The organism is Pseudorhodoferax sp. Leaf274 (genome assembly GCF_001422445.1).
In the GTDB taxonomy this organism is placed as follows: Bacteria; Pseudomonadota; Gammaproteobacteria; order Burkholderiales; family Burkholderiaceae_C; genus Pseudorhodoferax.
The window spans coordinates 24,196-39,442 of record NZ_LMNA01000012.1 but is presented as its reverse complement, the minus strand read 5'-3'; the positions used below and the strand labels follow the sequence as shown (position 1 = coordinate 39,442).

Genomic DNA, 15,247 nt, shown 5'->3' with positions numbered 1-15,247 from the left:
GGCTAGGACCCCGCGGCCTCGGCCCGCGCGCGCCGCCGCGCCAGACGCTGGCCCACGCGGTCGAACGCCAGGTAGATCACCGGCGTGGTGAACAGCGTGAGGATCTGCGACAGCACCAGCCCGCCGAAGATCGCCAGGCCCAGAGGGCGGCGCAGCTCGGCGCCCTCGCCCCAGCCGAACATCAGCGGCAGCGCCGCGAACAGCGCGGCCAGCGTGGTCATGAGGATGGGCCGAAAGCGCAGCAGCGCGGCTTGGTGGATGGCTTCCTGCGGCGACTTGCCCTGCTGGCGTTCGGCGTCGATGGCGAAGTCGATCATCATGATCGCGTTCTTCTTGACGATGCCGATCAAGAGGATGATGCCGATGATGCCGATCACGCCCAGGTCCTGCCCGCTCAGCATCAGCGCCAGCAGCGCGCCCACGCCGGCGGACGGCAGCGTCGACAGGATGGTCAGCGGATGCACGTAGCTCTCGTACAGCACGCCCAGCACGATGTAGACGCAGACGACCGCCGCCAGGATCAGCCAGAGCTGGCTGGTCAGCGACTTCTCGTACGCCCCGGCCGCGCCCAGGAACTTCATGGAGATGCTGGCCGGCATGCCGATCTCGGCGGCCGCCGCGCGGATGGCCTGCACCGACTTGCCCAGCGCCGCGCCGGGCGCGGTGTCGAAGCCGACGGTGGCGGCCGGGTACTGCGCCACGCGCGTGACCTGCAGCGGCGACAGCTGCTCGCGCACCGTGGCGAAGGACGACAGCGGCGTGGTGCCGCCGCTGCCGGTCTTCAGCTGCAAGTTGCCGAGGCCCTGCACCGAATCCAGGCCCTCGCGCTGCGCCTCCAGGATCACGCGGTACTGGTTGGTCTCGGTGAAGATGGTGGAGACGATGCGCTGGCCGAACGCGCTGTACAGCGCGTCGTCCACCGCGCTGGCCGTGACCGACAGGCGCGCCGCGGTGCCGCGGTCGATGTCCACGTAGGCCGACAGGCCCTGGGCGCCGGCATCGGTGGTGGCGTTGCGCACGCGGTCGGCCAGGTCGGCTCCGTGCAGGCGCTCGACCAGCTTGCGCGCCCACTCGTTCACCAGGGCCGTGTCCACGCCCTCCAGCGACAGGCGGAACTCGGTGGGGCCGGCCTCGGCGTCGATGGTCAGGTCCTGCGTGGGCTGCAGGTACAGCGTGACGCCGGCCACGGCCTGGCGCACGCGCTGGCGCAGGCGGTCCATGGTCTCCTGCTGGTTGCCGCGGTCGGCGCGCAGGTTGACCAGCATGGCGCCGGTGTTGAGCATGGTGTTGCTGGCCGCGTCCACGCCCACCACGGCCGACAGGCTGCGCACCTCGGGGTCGGCCAGGATGGCCATGGCGGCCGCCTGCTGGAGTTCGGCCATGCGGGTGTACGAGACGTCCTGCGCGGCCTCCACGCGCACCTTGAGCTGGCCCGTGTCCTGCGTCGGGAACAGGCCCTTGGGGATGACCACGTACAGCAGCACCGTGAGCGCCAGCGTGGCCAGGGCCACCAGCAGGGTCAGCGGCTGGTGGCGCAGCACCCAGACCAGCCCCACGTCGTAGCGTGCGATCACGCGGTCGAAGAAGCGCTGCACGTGCTGCGCGAACCGGCCGTGCTGCTCCGACTCGGGGCGCAGCCAGCGCGCGGACATCATCGGCACCAGCGTGAGCGAGACCACCGCCGAGATCAGGATGGTGATGGCCAGCGTGACCGCGAACTCGCGGAACAGGCGGCCCACCACGTCTTCCATGAACAGCAGCGGGATCAGCACCGCGATCAGCGAGACCGTCAGCGAGATGATGGTGAAGCCGATCTGCGTCGCGCCCTGGAGCGCGGCGGCGAAGGGCTTCTCGCCCTTCTCCAGGTAGCGCGCAATGTTCTCGATCATGACGATGGCGTCGTCCACCACGAAGCCGGTGGCGATCGTCAGCGCCATCAGCGAGAGGTTGTTCAGCGAGTAGCCCAGCAGGTACATCAGCCCGCAGGTGCCGACCAGCGAGATCGGCACCGCGATGCTGGCGATCACCGTGGCGCGCAGGTTGTGCAGGAAGGCGAAGATCACGAGCACCACCAGCACCACGGCCAGCAGCAGTTCGAGCTGCACGTGCTCGACCGAGGCGCGGATGCCGGTGGTGCGGTCGGACAGCACCTCCACGCGCAGCGAGGCCGGCAGCGCGGCCTGCAGTTCGGGAAGCTGCCGCTTGATGGCGTCCACCGTGGCGATCACGTTGGCACCGGGCTGGCGCTGCACGTTCAGGATCACGGCGGGGTGTAATGTGGCCCCCACGCTCCCCGCTTCGCGAGGTTCGCTGCCCCCCGAGGGGGCGCTCGCCGCCTTGGGGCGGCCCGGCGGCGGCTCGGTGTCCCCCACGCTCCCCGCTTCGCGAGGTTCGCTGCCCCCCGAGGGGGCGCTCGCCGCCTTGGGGCGGCCCGGCGGCGGCTCGGTGACCCCCACGCTCCCCGCTTCGCGAGGTTCGCTGCCCCCCGAGGGGGCGCTCGCCGCCTTGGGGCGGCCCGGCGGCGGCTCGGCACCACCGCTGCCTTCCTTCAACGCCGCCCAGGCCCCCAGCTGCGCGTTCTCCGCCCCGTCCACCACGCGCGCCACGTCGCGCATGCGCACGGGCGCGCCGTTCTTCCAGGCCACGATCAGGTTCTGGTAGTCGGCCGCGGTCAGCAGCTGGTCGTTGCTGTTGATGCTGTAGGAGCGGGCCGGCCCGTCGAAGCTGCCCTTGGCGCTGTTGGCATTGGCCGCGGCGATCACGCTGCGCAGCGTGTCGATGCCCAGGCCCACGGACGCCAGCGCGTTGGTGTCGGCCTGGATGCGCACGGCCGGCCGCTGCCCGCCCGACAGCGTGACCAGGCCCACGCCGGCCACCTGGCTGATCTTCTGCGCCATCCGCGTGTTGACCAGGTTCTGCACCTCGGTCAGCGGCATGCTGTCGCTGCCCACGGCCAGCGTGAGGATGGGCGCATCGGCCGGGTTGACCTTGGCGTAGACCGGCGGCGCCGGCAGGTCGGCCGGCAGCAGCGAATTGCCGGCGTTGATGGCGGCCTGCACCTGCTGCTCGGCCACGTCCAGCGTCTGGTCGAGGTCGAACTGCAGCGTGACGATGGAGACGCCGGCCGCGCTGGTCGAGGCCATGCGGTTGAGCCCCGGCATCTGGCCGAACTGGCGCTCCAGCGGCGCGCTGACGGTGCGGCTCATCACCTCGGGGCTGGCGCCGGGGTACAGGGTCTGGACCTGGATGGTCGGGTAGTCCACCTGCGGCAGCGCGGCCAGCGGCAGGAAGCGCAGGCCGACCAGGCCGGCCAGCACGATGGCCAGCATCAGCAGGCCCGTGGCGACGGGCCGCTCGATGAAGGGCTTGGATGGGCTCATGGCCTCAGGAGCCGGGACGGCGCCGCTGCTGCAGGTTCTGCCAGCGCGCCAGCGCCTCCGGGTCGCCCCGGTCCAGCGCTTCGAGGAACTGCTTGCGCTGGGCCAGCTTCTCGGGGTCGTCCTTCACCGATTCGAGCATGCGGCTGCGCTGCTCGGCCGTGGGCAGGCCCGCGGACTCGGGCTGGGCGGAAGGCGGCTGGCCGCTGGGCGGCGGCGCCGTGGCGGCTGGCGGCTGCGGGCCGGAGGCGCCCGGCCGCGCCGGCAGCGGTGCCGGCGCGGCGGCCGACGGATTGGCAGGCGCGGAGGCGCCGGTGCCCGGTGCCGCCGCACCCTGGCCGTGGCGGCGCCCGCCGCCGGGCCCACGCGGGCCAGCGGCCGGCACCTCGCCCTGCAGGCGCACGCGCGAGCCTTCGCTCAGCCGGTCGCCGCCCTCGGTCACGACCAGCTCGCCGGCCTGCAGGCCCTCGGTCACGGCGACCACGTCGACCGTGGCCTCGCCGCGCTTGACGCGCCGCATGGCCACCGTGCGGTCTGCACCGATCACATAGACATAGGGGCCCTGGGGGCCGGTGCGCACGGCCGTCACGGGCACCACCAGCGCGTCCAGCGTGCGCAGCGTCATGCGCACGTTGACGAACTGGTTGGGAAACAGCTTGCCGTCGCCGTTGGCGAAGCGCGCCTTGGCCTTGACCGTGCCGGTGGTGGTGTCGACCACGTTGTCCAGCGTGGAGAAGCTGCCCTGGTCCAGCACGGCGCTGCGCGTGCGGTCCATCGCGGCCACCGCCAGGGGGCGCGCGCCGCGCACCTGCTCCTGCACCTCGGGGATGCGGTCCTGCGGCACGGCGAACTGCACGTCGATGGGGTTCATCTGCGTGATGACGGCGATGCCGGTGGCCGAGCCGGCCGCCACCATGTTGCCGGGGTCCACCGTGCGCAGGCCGATGCGGCCCGAGAGCGGCGCCGTGATGCGCGTGAACTCCAGGTTCACCGCGGCCGCACCTTCGGCCGCCTTGTCGCTGGTGACCGTGCCCTCGAGCTGCTGCACCAGCGCGGCCTGGGTGTCCACGTCCTGCCGGGCGATGGAGTCCTGGCCCAGCAGCGTGCGGTAGCGGGCCAGTGTGACGCGCGCGGCCTGCAGCTGCGCCTCGTCGCGCATGCGGGTGCCGCGCGCCTGCATGAGCGCCTGCTCGTAGGGCCGCGGGTCGATGCGGGCCAGCAGCTGGCCCTTGCGCACGGTCTGGCCTTCGGTGAACAGCACCTCGGTCAGCACGCCGCCCACCTGGGGCTTGAGCGTGACCGTGGCGGTGGGCGTGACGGTGCCCAGCGCATCGAGCGTGACCGGGATCTGGGCGCGCGCCACGGCGGCATGGCCCACGGTGACCATGCCGAAGGCGCCGGCGCCACCCGGCGGGCCGCCAGGGCCACCGGCGCCACCCGGGCCGCGCGGCCCCATCCCCAAACCACCGGCTGTCTCGGCCGGCCGCTTGACGAGGTAGTAGCTGCCGCCGACCAGCGCCGCCAGCACGGCCACCGTGACCAGCGCCCCGACCCAGCGCCGCCTGCGCGAGGGCGGCTGCAGCGGCGGCGGTGGCAGGGAACTGGAAGGCGGAACGTGGCCGGTTGGTGGGTGGTCCATGGCGCGAATCGGGGGGGCAGGCACAAACTGGGTGCGATTGGAGCCGGCGATCGTAGCCGGCATGTGCTTGCATCTGTCAACGGCAGGTAAAGCGCGTGGGAAGCGCAAGGGAAGCGAGGGGGAAAGCGCGGAGCCAGCCACCGTTCGTCGCCGCGCACGGCATCTCGCGCCGCCGCCGTGCAGTCCGTCGCACCGCGCTGGGAACGCGCGCCGGCGCCGCGCACAGTCACGCCACCGACACCCGACCGACACACCAAGGAGCCCCGCCATGCTGATCCAGATCCTGACCCACACGCCCGCCTGGGTGTTCGCGCTGTTCGCGCTGCTCGCCTGGCTGGGCGCCAAGCAGCTCCAGGATGGCAGCACCCACCTGGCCCGCGTGGCGGCCATGCCGGTGGCGATGGTGGCCCTGGCGGTGTACGGCGTGGCCGGTGCGTTCGGCCGCTCGGACGCCGGCTGGCTGGCGCTGGCCGGCTGGGGCCTGGCCGCCGCGGCCGCCCTGGCCGCCGTGGCCCGGCTGCCGCTGAACCCGGCCGTGCGCTACGACCCCGTCAGCCGCCGCTTCTTCCAGCCCGGCAGCTGGGTGCCGCTGGCGCTCATGATGGGCATCTTCGCCACCAAGTACGCCGTGGGCGTCCTGCTGGCCATGCATCCCGGGCTGGCCCACCAGGGCGGCTTCGCCACCGGCATCAGCACGCTGTATGGCCTGTTCAGCGGCATGTTCGCCGGCCGCGCGCTGCGGCTGTGCAGGCTGGCCCTGCAGCACCGCACGGCTGGCGCCACCGCCTGATCCACGCCCCATTCATCTTCCACCGTCCACCCTTCACCAAGGAGCACGCCATGTCACGCCATCCCATCCCCGGCGAAACCCATCTCGACTGGACCGCCCGCCGCCGCGCCAAGGCCAAGCTGGGCTGGTTCGCCCATGCCACGGTCTACCTGGTCGTCAATGCGGTGCTGGTCGCGCTGTCGCTGGCGGGCGGCCGCCACTGGGCCGTCTTCCCGCTGCTGGGCTGGGGGCTGGGGCTGCTGTTCCACGGCCTGGCGGTGTGGCTGCTGGCGCCGGGCAACGCGCTGATGGACCACATGGTGGCGCGCGAGCGTGCGCGCCTGGAGCGGCCGTCCTCGCGTTGATCAGGCACCATGCAGCCCATGATCACCGTCCACCACCTCGAAAACTCCCGTTCGCAGCGCGTGCTGTGGCTGCTGGAGGAACTGGAATTGCCCTACGAGATCGTGCACTACAAGCGCGACCCCGCCACCCTGCTGGCACCGCCCGAACTGCGCCGCGTGCACCCGCTGGGCAAGTCCCCCGTGGTCAGCACCGGCGACGGGCTGGTGCTGGCCGAATCCGGCGCCATCCTGGAGACCCTGCTCGAACGCCACGGCCAGGGCCGCCTGGCGCCCGCACCGGGCACGCAGGACGCCGTGCGCTGGCGCTACTTCATGCACTACGCCGAAGGCTCGGCCATGCCGCCGCTGCTGCTCAAGCTCATCTTCGACCGCATCGAGCGCGCCAAGATGCCCTTCTTCGCCAAGCCGATCGCGCGCGGCATCGCCGCCAAGGCCAAGGCGGCCATCGTGCTGCCCAACCTGAAGCAGCACCTGGACTTCCTGGAGGCCGAACTGGCCGGGCGCGACTGGTTCGCCGGCGACAGCTTCAGCGCGGCGGACATCCAGATGAGTTTCCCGGTCGAGGCGGCCCGGGCGCGCGCCGGCCTGGACGCCGGCCGCCCTCGGCTGATGGACTGGCTGGAGCGCATCCATGCCCGTCCGGCGTTCGGTCGCGCGCTGCAGCGCGGCGGCCCCTACCAGTTGCTGGACTGACACGCAGGGACCTGCCCACGCCCCGACCCCGCACCCCATGAACGCCATCCTGCGCAACGCCCTGCGCCATTACCTGCACGTGCTGGCGCTGTGCTGCGTGGTGGCGGTGCTGACCACGCTGATATGGCCGAACCGCAGCTACCTGTCGCAGCTGGCCTACTCGCTGTGCATCGGCACCATCTGCTGGAGCGTGATGGAGTTCGGCCGCTATGCGGTGCCGCGCCGGCACTGCCACGGCGACGCCGAGGGCGGCCACGGCTGGCCCCGGGGCTGGCGCGGCCTGGTGCTCACGGTGGCCGGCATCCTGGTCGGCTTCTACGCGGGCGACTGGCTGGCCTACCGGCTCATCGGCCCGGCCGATCCCAGCCGCGCGGCCGGTGCGCGCGACGGCATGGTCGGCCTGTACATCACCGTGGCGGCCGGCGCCATCGGCTCGTTCTACTTCCATGCGCGCGGCAAGGCGGCGGCGCTGGCGGCCGCCATCGCCGCGGCCGAGCGCGACGCCAGCGAGGCCAAGCTCAAGCTGCTCGAAGCCCAGCTGGAGCCGCACATGCTGTTCAACACCCTGGCCAACCTGCGCGTGCTGATCACGCTGGACCCGCCGCGCGCCGTGGCCATGCTGGACCGGCTCAACGGCTACCTGCGCGCCACGCTGGGCGGCTCGCGCGCCACACTGCATCCGCTGGCGCAGGAGTTCGAGCGCCTGGCCGACTACCTGGAGCTGATGGCCGTGCGCATGGGCCCACGCCTGCACTACCGGCTGGAGCTGCCCGACGCGCTGCGCGCCGTGCCGGTGCCCCCGCTGCTGCTGCAGCCGCTCGTGGAGAACGCGATCCGGCACGGGCTGGAGCCCCAGGTCGAGGGCGGATCCATCACCGTGCAGGCGCGGCGCGAAGGCGGGGCGGACGGCGACCGGCTGGTCCTGCTGGTGCTGGACACCGGCGTCGGCCTGTCCGGCAGCGGCGCCACGGCCGGCGGCTTCGGCGTGACCCAGGTGCGCGAGCGGCTGCAGACGCTGCATGGTGCACGCGCCAGCCTGGCACTCGCCGCCGAACCCGGCGGCGGCACGCGCGCCACCATCGTCGTTCCACTCTAGGCACTGTTCACGGCCATGCAGAACCCCACCGCCCTCATCGCCGAAGACGAACCGCTGCTGGCCCGTGCGCTGGCCGCCGAACTGGCCCAGGCCTGGCCCGCGCTGCAGGTGGTGGCCACCGTGGGCGACGGCCACAGCGCCGTGGAGGCCGCGCTGCGCGCGCTGCCGCAGGTGCTGTTCCTGGACATCCGCATGCCGGGCCAGGACGGCCTGGCCGCCGCGGCCGAGCTGGCCGAGCTCTGGCCGCTGGACACGGTGCCCATGCCGCAACTCGTGTTCGTGACCGCCTACGACGAGTACGCGGCGCGCGCCTTCGACGCCCAGGCGCTCGACTACGTGCTCAAGCCCGTGCAGCCCGAGCGCCTGCGCCGCACCGTGGCGCGCCTGCAGCAGGCGCTGGCCGCGCCGCAGCCGCAGCCCGGGCCGGATGCGCTGGAGCAGCAGCTGGCCCCGTGGCGCCAGCTGCTGGCCGCGGCCCATGGCGTGGGCAGCACTGGCGCCGCGCCCCCCTTGCGCGTGATCGCCGCCGGCGACGCGGCGGGCAACGTGCGCATGGTGCCGGTCGACGAGGTGCTGTACTTCGAGGCCGCCGACAAGTACGTGCGCGTGCTGACCGCCACCGAGGAGCACTTGATCCGCACCCCCCTCAAGCAGCTGCTGCCGCAGCTGGACGCGCAGCGGTTCTGGCAGGTGCACCGCGCGCTCGTGGTGCGGGCCGACGCCATCGAGCAGGTCCAGCGCGACGAGGCCGGCCGGCTGCACCTGCGCCTGCGCGGCCGCCCGGGCGACCGGCTCGCCGTGAGCCGGCTCTACACGCATCTCTTCAAGGCGATGTAGCGCAAGGACCGCGCCGGAGCGGGGCGGCACAATCGCGGCCCCATGGCAAGTCCCAAGCAGCTTCTCGTGGCCGGCGGCGGCATCGGCGGCCTGGCCGCCGCACTGGCCGGCGCCCGCCAGGGCTGGCAGGTGCAGGTGTTCGAGCGTGCGCCGGCCTTCGGCGAGGCCGGCGCGGGCGTGCAGCTCGGCCCCAACGTCGTGCGGCTGCTGCAGGCCTGGGGCCTGGGCGCGGCGCTGCAGGCCGCGGCCGCGTTCCCGGCGCGCCTGCGCGTGCGCGACGCCGCCAGCGGCCAGCCGCTGGCGACGCTGGACCTGGCCGCGATGCCGGCACGCTATGGCGCGCCCTACGCCACCATCCACCGCGCCGACCTGCTGGCGCTGCTGCAGGCGGCGGTGGCGCCGCTGGCCGATGTCGCGCTGGCGCTGGACCGGCGCGTGCAGCGCTTCGCCGATGACGGCCGGCAGGTGCGGCTGCACACCGTGCACGGCGATGGGCGGATGGCCGAGCCCGTTGCCGGCGATGCGCTGGTCGGCGCCGACGGCCTGTGGAGCGGCGTGCGCGCGCAACTGCTGGACGACGGCCCGCCGCGCCTGACCGGCCACCTGGCCTACCGCGCGCTGCTGCCGCAGGCCGCGCTGCCGGCCGCGCTGCGCAGCACGGAGGTGACGGCCTGGCTGGGGCCGCGCCTGCACCTGGTCGGCTACCCGGTGCGCGGTGGCGAGGCGCTCAACGTCGTGGCCTTCGTGCACGGCCGCCCGCCGGGTGGTGCCAGCGGCGCCACGCCCGATGCGCTGGCCGACTGGGACCACGCCACCAACGCGGCCGACCTGCAGGCCGGCATGGCCGGCTGCTGCGCACCGCTGCAGGACCTCGTGCGCGCAGTGCCCGCATGGCGGTTGTGGGTGCTGGCCGACCGGCCGCCGCTGCGCGCCCCCACGCAGCAGGCGCGCGGCCGCGTGGCACTGCTGGGCGACGCCGCCCATCCGATGCGCCCCTACCTGGCGCAGGGCGCCGGCATGGCCATCGAGGATGCCGAGGCGCTGGGCCGCGCATTGCGCCAGGCCGATGCAGCCGGCACCGCGGTACCCGCCCTGCTGGCCCGCTATGCGCTGGAGCGCTGGCAGCGCAATGCGCGCGTGCAGGCCCGCGCGCTGCGCAATGGCCGCATCTTCCACGCCACGGGGCCGCTGCGCTGGGGCCGCAACCTGTCGCTGCGCCTGCTCGGCGAGCGGCTGCTGGACATGCCCTGGCTGTACGGCCCCCCCGCACGCTGAGCGGCCGGCCGCGAATGCAACTTTCTCCCATCGCCGGGACATTCGCGGCTGCCTATACTCGCGGCTCCCTTGGGGAGTAGCCGGCTTCCGCCCCGTTCGGAAGCGCCTGCGTCAACACACTCGGCATCTCGCATGCCGTGGCGCTGGCAACCGTTGCACGGTTGGCGAGACCATGGGCATGGCCCCGCGACGCAGGTCGGGCAGCGGGGCCGTGCCCTTGTGCTCTTGCCCGGCCGCACCACGAGTCCCCCATGAATCTCGCCTCCACCGCCCTGCTGGCCATGGCCATGTCGACCGATGCCTTTGCCGCGGCCGTCGGCAAGGGCACGGCCCTGCAGAAACCCCGCTGGTCCGAAGCCGTGCGCACCGGCGCCATCTTCGGCGTGATCGAAGCCATCACCCCGCTCGTCGGCTGGGCGCTGGGCTACGCCGCCTCGGGCTACGTCAAGGCCTGGGACCACTGGATCGCGTTCGTGCTGCTCTGCATCCTCGGCCTGCGCATGCTGGTCGGCGCGCTGCGCACACCGGACACGAAAGCCGAGGACAAGCCCACGCGCCATGGCTTCTGGCTGCTGGCCATCACGGGCTTTGCCACCAGCATCGACGCCATGGCCGTGGGCGTGGGGCTGGCCTTCCTGGACGTGGACATCCTGCCCGTGGCGGCCGCCATCGGCCTGGCGACCTTTGCCATGGTGACCACCGGCGTGATGGTCGGCCGCGTTCTGGGCAAGGTCGCCGGGCGCTGGGCCGAGGCCATTGGCGGGCTGCTGCTGATCGGCATCGGCACGGTGATCCTGTTCGAGCACCTGACGGCGCTCTGATCCGCGGCTCAGTACTTGTAGCTCAGCGTGGCCATCAGGCTGCGCGGCTCGCCGTAGTAGCTCTGGCGCGTCCAGCCGTCGGGGCGGTCGATGTACTTGCGGTCGAACAGGTTGTTCAGCGTGAGCGTGGCGCGCAGCTGCGGCGTGATCTGGTAGCCCGCCTGCGCCGAGAACACGGCCACGCCGCCCGCGCCCCAGCGCACGCCGCCGTCGTCCGTGTAGATGCCGCTGCGCACGCGCACGCCGCCCGCCAGGCTCAGGCCGCTGGCGAAGCGGTGCTCGCTCCACAGCGAGAAGATGTGGCGCGGGAACACGGTGGTGAACGGCTTGCCCAGCTGCTCGGGCGCCGCGCTGAGCTGGCGCGTGGTGTTGTAGCCATAGCCGGCCGTGAGGTTCCACTGCGGCGTGATGCGGCCCGTGACCTCGGCCTCCAGGCCCTGGCTGCGGACCTTGCCCGCGGCGATGGACGCGTCGTTGGCGTCCGGATCGGTCATGGCGCGGTTGCTGTCCTCGATGCGGTAGAGGGCCAGGCTGCTGGCCAGGCGCTTGTCGAAGTGCTCGCCCTTCAAGCCGACCTCGAACTGGTGGCCTTGGCGCGGCTTGAGGAAATCGCCATCGCGGTTGGTTTCGGACTGCGGGTTGAAGATGCTGCTGTAGCTGCCGTAGACGGACCACTCGGGCCCCAGGTCGAAGACCGCGCCGGCATAGGGCACGAGCTTGCCGTTCTCGCTGCGGTCTGCCGCGCGGTTCAGCAGGTTCTGGTGCTCGAACCAGGCCAGACGCGCGCCCGCCACCAGCGTCAGCGGCGCGATGGGCTTGATGCGCGCCTGGCCGAACACGCCGCTCTGGCTTTGCCGCAGCCGGCTGAACGGCGCGTCGATGGCGATGTCGGGCTTGGCCACGCTTGGATCCGGCGCGAACACGTTCTGCGTGAAGCCGTTCTGGCCCCAGGTGCTGGAGTTGTAGGCCTGGGTGCTGCGAAAGACCTGGCGGCTGGCGCCCAGCACGACTTCCTGCTGGAGCCCCTGCCACCGGAATGGCAGGTTCAGCTGGCCCTGCAGGTTGACCTCGCGCTCCCTGGCGGTCGAGAAATAGGGGATCACCTGCATGTCGCCCGTGGCCGGGTCGACCATGCTGTCGCCCCAGGCGATCTCGCCCGCGTTGTCGCGCCCGATGCGGTTGGCGCTGAGCGTGAGCTTGCCGCCACCGTCCAGCCGGTGCTCCAGCTCGGCGAAGCTGCGTTCGGACTGCTGCACCTGCCGGTTCCACAGCGCGCCGATGAAGGTGGAGCGCGCGATGTCCGGGTAGCCGCCGGTGGCATAGGCCGCCAGCCCGAAGAACGGCCGGTTGGTGGTGCGCTGCTGGCTGTGGCCGACCGACAGCGTGGTGTCGGCGTCGAAGTCGTACTCCAGCGTGCCGTAGGCCATGGGCTGGCGCGTGCTGGCGTAGTCGGTGAAGTAGTGCCGGTCCTGGTAGGCCACGACCAGGCGCCCGCGCAGGCTGCCGTCCGCGTTGAGCGGGCCGGTCACGTCGGCATCGGCGTAGTAGTGGTCCCACGAGCCCACGCTGGTCCTGGCGTTGAAGCCGAACTGGTCCTGCGCGCGCTTGCGCACCATGTTGATGGTGCCGCCCGGGTCGCCCGCGCCCTGCAGCAGGCCGGCCGGGCCGCGCCAGACCTCCACGCGGTCGAACATGGCCAGGCTGAAGTTGTTCTCGTAGACGCGCACGGACGACGAGACGCCGTCGATCTGGTAGCGGTCGATGTTGTAGCCGCGCGATTCGATGTTGAAGTTGTTGGTGCCGTAGGTGGTCACCTTGAGCGCCGTCGTGTACTGCATGGCCTCTTCGACGCTGAAGAAGTTCTGGTCGTCCAGGCGCTGGCGCGTGACCACGCTGATGGAATTCGGCGTCTCGCGCGGCGAATGCTCGCCCAGGCCGATGGTCACGGCACGCGCGCCGTAGCCGCGGCTGCCCTCGGTCGTGGCGCTGCGTTCCGCGCCGGCCACCACCTGCACGGCCGGCAGAGCGCCACCGCTGCCGGCAACCGGCGCAGCTGCGGACGGCGCTGGCGCGCCACGTTCCAGTACGAAGGTCTTGCCGCCATCGGCTGCGCGCACGGACAGGCCGCTGCCGGCCAGCAGGCGGTCCAGCGCCTCGCGCGGCGTGTAGCTGCCGCGCAGCGCGGGCGCGCTGCGGCCCTGGGCCAGCTGGCTCGCGAACATGATCTGCACGCCCGTGCGCTGCGCCAGCGCGTGGAGCGACTGCTCCAGCGCGGCGGCGGGCAGGTCCAGCACGACGCTCTGGGCCTGCACGCCCACGGCCAGCAGCGCCGCGGCCGCCGCCACGGTTGCGCGGCGCCGCAGGGCCAGCCACAGCGGCAGCCGGCGTGCCGCGGGAAGTAAGGTGACTTGGAACGGTGACACGGGCTCTCTCTCCTTCGTTGTGGACATCCGAAGAGAAGCCGTTCGGCGACGCCGCCAACCCTACCCCGCCGCGACAAATTCAGCGGGCGGCCACCGTGGCGCTGCCGTCGGCGGCATGCTGCACACGCACCGGCAGCAGCGTGGGCAGCAGTTCGAGCAGCGCGTCGGCATTGGCGATGCGGTAGACGCCCGAGACTTCGAGGCCGGCCAGTTCCGGCTGCAGCAGCCGCACGGGCCGGCCGCGGTAGCGTTCGATCTCGCGCAGCACCTCGGCCAGCGGCGTGCGCTGGAAGACGAAGCGCCCCTCACGCCAGGCCGTGGCGGCCTGCGCGTCCACGCTGCGCACGGGGCCGAGCCGGCCGCCAGCCACGTCGGCACGCTGCCCGGGCGCCAGCGTGGCGCTGTCCGGCCCGGTGCCGCGCACGGCCACGCGGCCGCGCAGCACGGTCACGGCGACATCCTCGTCCCAACGCCGCACGTCGAAAGCCGTGCCCAGCACCCGGACCTGCGCGCTGCCCGCGTCCACCGTGAACACACGCCAGGCCGAAGGCGCCACCTCGAACAGGGCGCGGCCGCTCTCCAGCACCACGCGGCGCGAACGCAGGTGGCGCTCCACGCGCAGCCGGGTGGACGCATCCAGCGTCAGCGTGCTGCCGTCCGACAGGCTCAGCACCTGGCGCTGGCCGGCGTGCGTGGCGAACCGCTCGGTGCGCCAGGCCGGGTCGGTCCAGCCCAGCAGGCCGAGCGCGCACACGGCCGCCAGCGTGGCGGCGGTGGCCGCCTTGCGCCGCGCACGCTGGCGCACGGGCGGCTGCGGCAGCGGAAAGCGCGCGCGCAAGGCGTCGCGGTGGCGCGCGAGCGCGTCGTCGGCCGGCGGGGGCGGGGGCGGGGATTGCGGCCTCGTCGTCATGCCGCTGCCCCGCGCTGCAGCGCCGCCCGGCAGGCCGCCATGCCCAGGCGCAGGTGCTTTTCCACCGTCTTGAGCGAGATGCCGAGCTGCGCGGCCACCTCGGCCTGCGGCAGTTCGTGGATCTTGTGCATCACGAACACCAGCCGGCAGCGCTCGGGCATGGCCTCGACCGTGCGGCAGAGCAATTCCAGTTCCTGGCGGGCCTGGAGCGTCGACGCCGCGCCGGGTTGCTCCGACGCCACGTCGGGCAGCACCTCGGCCGCATCGACCCAGCGGCGCTCACGGTCCTGCGTGCGCACGCGGTCCACCGCGCGGTCGTGCGACATGCGCCGCAGCAGCGCCAGCGGGTGCTCCACAGGGTCGCGGCGCGGCCGCTCGAGCAGGTCGACACAGACGTCGTGCACCACCTCGCGCGCCAGCGCCCGGTCGCCGAAGCGCCAGCGCAGCCGCTCGACCAGGTCTTCGTAGTGGCGGACCAGCGCCGCCAGCAGCGGGGAGGAAGGGCGCGATTGCAGCACGGGCGGGGCGACGGAGGGCGTCCAGCCCACAGACAATGAGAATATCTCGCATTATCAACCGACGCGGGCTCCGCCCTCCCCCGGAAGACCGGCCGCTCAACCCAGGAACACCGGCCATGGCGCCCCGCAGGCCGTGTTGACCTGCATCCAGCGCGTGTCGCGTCAGTGCCGCGGCGGCTTGGCCTCGACGTCCTGCACGTCCTGGGTGATCGCGCCCGGCGGGCTGAAGGCCGGCGGTTCGCCGGGGGCCTGCTCCTGGGCACGGCCGCGCGGGCGCGTGGCCTGCTGCTGCCAGTCGCGGTAGCGGCGCCAGGTGGCGGCCGGGTCCACGCCCATGCCGCCGAACTTGAGGATGAAGGGGCGGCCCGTGAGGCGCGCCCACAGCAGCCGCAGGCCGAACACCACGGCCAGCACGGCGGCAGCCAGCAGCAAGGCGGCCGCCACCGCCAGGCCCGCGACCAGCAGTGCCACCTGCAACATCAGGCGCACCAGGCCCGCTACGAAATCACCCACGGCCCCATCAC

At 72.9% G+C, this 15,247-nt stretch carries 13 protein-coding genes and 1 riboswitch; of the genes, 7 read left to right on the top strand and 6 right to left on the bottom strand.

The features are described from left to right. Positions 1-2: 2 nt before the first annotated feature. Together ASF44_RS14265 and ASF44_RS14260 are read right to left on the bottom strand one after the other, a co-directional pair. Positions 3-3,380: an efflux RND transporter permease subunit gene (locus ASF44_RS14265; protein ID WP_056899895.1), complete on the bottom strand. Its 3,378-nt coding sequence runs from the start codon at positions 3,378-3,380 to the stop codon at positions 3-5. A 4-nt stretch (positions 3,381-3,384) separates the two neighbouring features. After that, the gene (locus tag ASF44_RS14260) at positions 3,385-5,016 is read right to left on the bottom strand and encodes an efflux RND transporter periplasmic adaptor subunit (RefSeq protein ID WP_056899894.1); all 1,632 of its coding nucleotides are present in this window, start codon (positions 5,014-5,016) and stop codon (positions 3,385-3,387) included. A 268-nt stretch (positions 5,017-5,284) separates the two neighbouring features. On the opposite strand from ASF44_RS14260, the gene ASF44_RS14255 reads away from it, so the two are divergent. The 7 genes from ASF44_RS14255 to mntP all read left to right on the top strand — a co-directional run bounded on the left by ASF44_RS14255 (position 5,285) and on the right by mntP (position 10,872). Then, positions 5,285-5,806: a DUF6622 family protein gene (locus ASF44_RS14255; RefSeq protein ID WP_056899893.1), complete on the top strand. Its 522-nt coding sequence runs from the start codon at positions 5,285-5,287 to the stop codon at positions 5,804-5,806. A 50-nt stretch (positions 5,807-5,856) separates the two neighbouring features. Further along, positions 5,857-6,150, top strand: coding sequence for a 2TM domain-containing protein (locus tag ASF44_RS14250; RefSeq protein ID WP_056899892.1), 294 nt, complete (start codon positions 5,857-5,859; stop codon positions 6,148-6,150). An 18-nt stretch (positions 6,151-6,168) separates the two neighbouring features. Then, positions 6,169-6,843 carry a glutathione S-transferase gene (locus ASF44_RS14245; protein ID WP_056900288.1) on the top strand — a complete coding sequence of 225 codons (675 nt, stop codon included), beginning with the start codon at positions 6,169-6,171 and terminating at the stop codon, positions 6,841-6,843. A gap of 37 nt (positions 6,844-6,880) precedes the next feature. Further along, the gene (locus ASF44_RS14240; RefSeq protein ID WP_056899891.1) at positions 6,881-7,939 is read left to right on the top strand and encodes a sensor histidine kinase; all 1,059 of its coding nucleotides are present in this window, start codon (positions 6,881-6,883) and stop codon (positions 7,937-7,939) included. Positions 7,940-7,954: 15 nt separating this feature from the next. Then, the gene (locus ASF44_RS14235) at positions 7,955-8,776 is read left to right on the top strand and encodes a LytTR family DNA-binding domain-containing protein (RefSeq protein ID WP_056899890.1); all 822 of its coding nucleotides are present in this window, start codon (positions 7,955-7,957) and stop codon (positions 8,774-8,776) included. A gap of 42 nt (positions 8,777-8,818) precedes the next feature. After that, positions 8,819-10,051: an FAD-dependent monooxygenase gene (locus ASF44_RS14230; RefSeq protein WP_056899889.1), complete on the top strand. Its 1,233-nt coding sequence runs from the start codon at positions 8,819-8,821 to the stop codon at positions 10,049-10,051. A 69-nt stretch (positions 10,052-10,120) separates the two neighbouring features. Continuing rightward, a riboswitch (yybP-ykoY riboswitch) is annotated at positions 10,121-10,287 on the top strand. A gap of 15 nt (positions 10,288-10,302) precedes the next feature. Continuing rightward, positions 10,303-10,872, top strand: coding sequence for a manganese efflux pump MntP (gene mntP / locus ASF44_RS14225; RefSeq protein ID WP_056899888.1), 570 nt, complete (start codon positions 10,303-10,305; stop codon positions 10,870-10,872). A gap of 8 nt (positions 10,873-10,880) precedes the next feature. Here the strand turns inward: mntP and ASF44_RS14220 are convergent, their stop codons facing one another. From ASF44_RS14220 to ASF44_RS14205, 4 genes are all read right to left on the bottom strand, one after another. Further along, on the bottom strand, positions 10,881-13,295 hold the full coding sequence (locus ASF44_RS14220) for a TonB-dependent siderophore receptor (RefSeq protein ID WP_056899887.1): 2,415 nt from the start codon (positions 13,293-13,295) through the stop codon (positions 10,881-10,883). 79 nt (positions 13,296-13,374) lie between these two features. Further along, on the bottom strand, positions 13,375-14,205 hold the full coding sequence (locus ASF44_RS14215) for a FecR family protein (RefSeq protein ID WP_056899886.1): 831 nt from the start codon (positions 14,203-14,205) through the stop codon (positions 13,375-13,377). Next, complete coding sequence (locus ASF44_RS14210) at positions 14,202-14,723, bottom strand: RNA polymerase sigma factor (protein ID WP_235579222.1); 522 nt, start codon at positions 14,721-14,723, stop codon at positions 14,202-14,204. The genes ASF44_RS14215 and ASF44_RS14210 overlap by 4 nt, the downstream gene beginning before the upstream one ends. Before the next feature lie 162 nt (positions 14,724-14,885). Continuing rightward, positions 14,886-15,236 carry a hypothetical protein gene (locus ASF44_RS14205; RefSeq protein WP_156374506.1) on the bottom strand — a complete coding sequence of 117 codons (351 nt, stop codon included), beginning with the start codon at positions 15,234-15,236 and terminating at the stop codon, positions 14,886-14,888. Between the last annotated feature and the right edge of the window lie 11 nt (positions 15,237-15,247).

Coding starts and splice junctions, on each gene's coding strand:
- ASF44_RS14250 (WP_056899892.1), top strand. CDS start 5,857: ATGTCACGCCATCCCATCCCCGGCGAAACCCATCTCGACTGGACCGCC.
- ASF44_RS14265 (WP_056899895.1), bottom strand. CDS start 3,380: ATGAGCCCATCCAAGCCCTTCATCGAGCGGCCCGTCGCCACGGGCCTG.
- ASF44_RS14245 (WP_056900288.1), top strand. CDS start 6,169: ATGATCACCGTCCACCACCTCGAAAACTCCCGTTCGCAGCGCGTGCTG.
- ASF44_RS14215 (WP_056899886.1), bottom strand. CDS start 14,205: ATGACGACGAGGCCGCAATCCCCGCCCCCGCCCCCGCCGGCCGACGAC.
- ASF44_RS14230 (WP_056899889.1), top strand. CDS start 8,819: ATGGCAAGTCCCAAGCAGCTTCTCGTGGCCGGCGGCGGCATCGGCGGC.
- mntP (WP_056899888.1), top strand. CDS start 10,303: ATGAATCTCGCCTCCACCGCCCTGCTGGCCATGGCCATGTCGACCGAT.
- ASF44_RS14255 (WP_056899893.1), top strand. CDS start 5,285: ATGCTGATCCAGATCCTGACCCACACGCCCGCCTGGGTGTTCGCGCTG.
- ASF44_RS14235 (WP_056899890.1), top strand. CDS start 7,955: ATGCAGAACCCCACCGCCCTCATCGCCGAAGACGAACCGCTGCTGGCC.
- ASF44_RS14260 (WP_056899894.1), bottom strand. CDS start 5,016: ATGGACCACCCACCAACCGGCCACGTTCCGCCTTCCAGTTCCCTGCCA.
- ASF44_RS14240 (WP_056899891.1), top strand. CDS start 6,881: ATGAACGCCATCCTGCGCAACGCCCTGCGCCATTACCTGCACGTGCTG.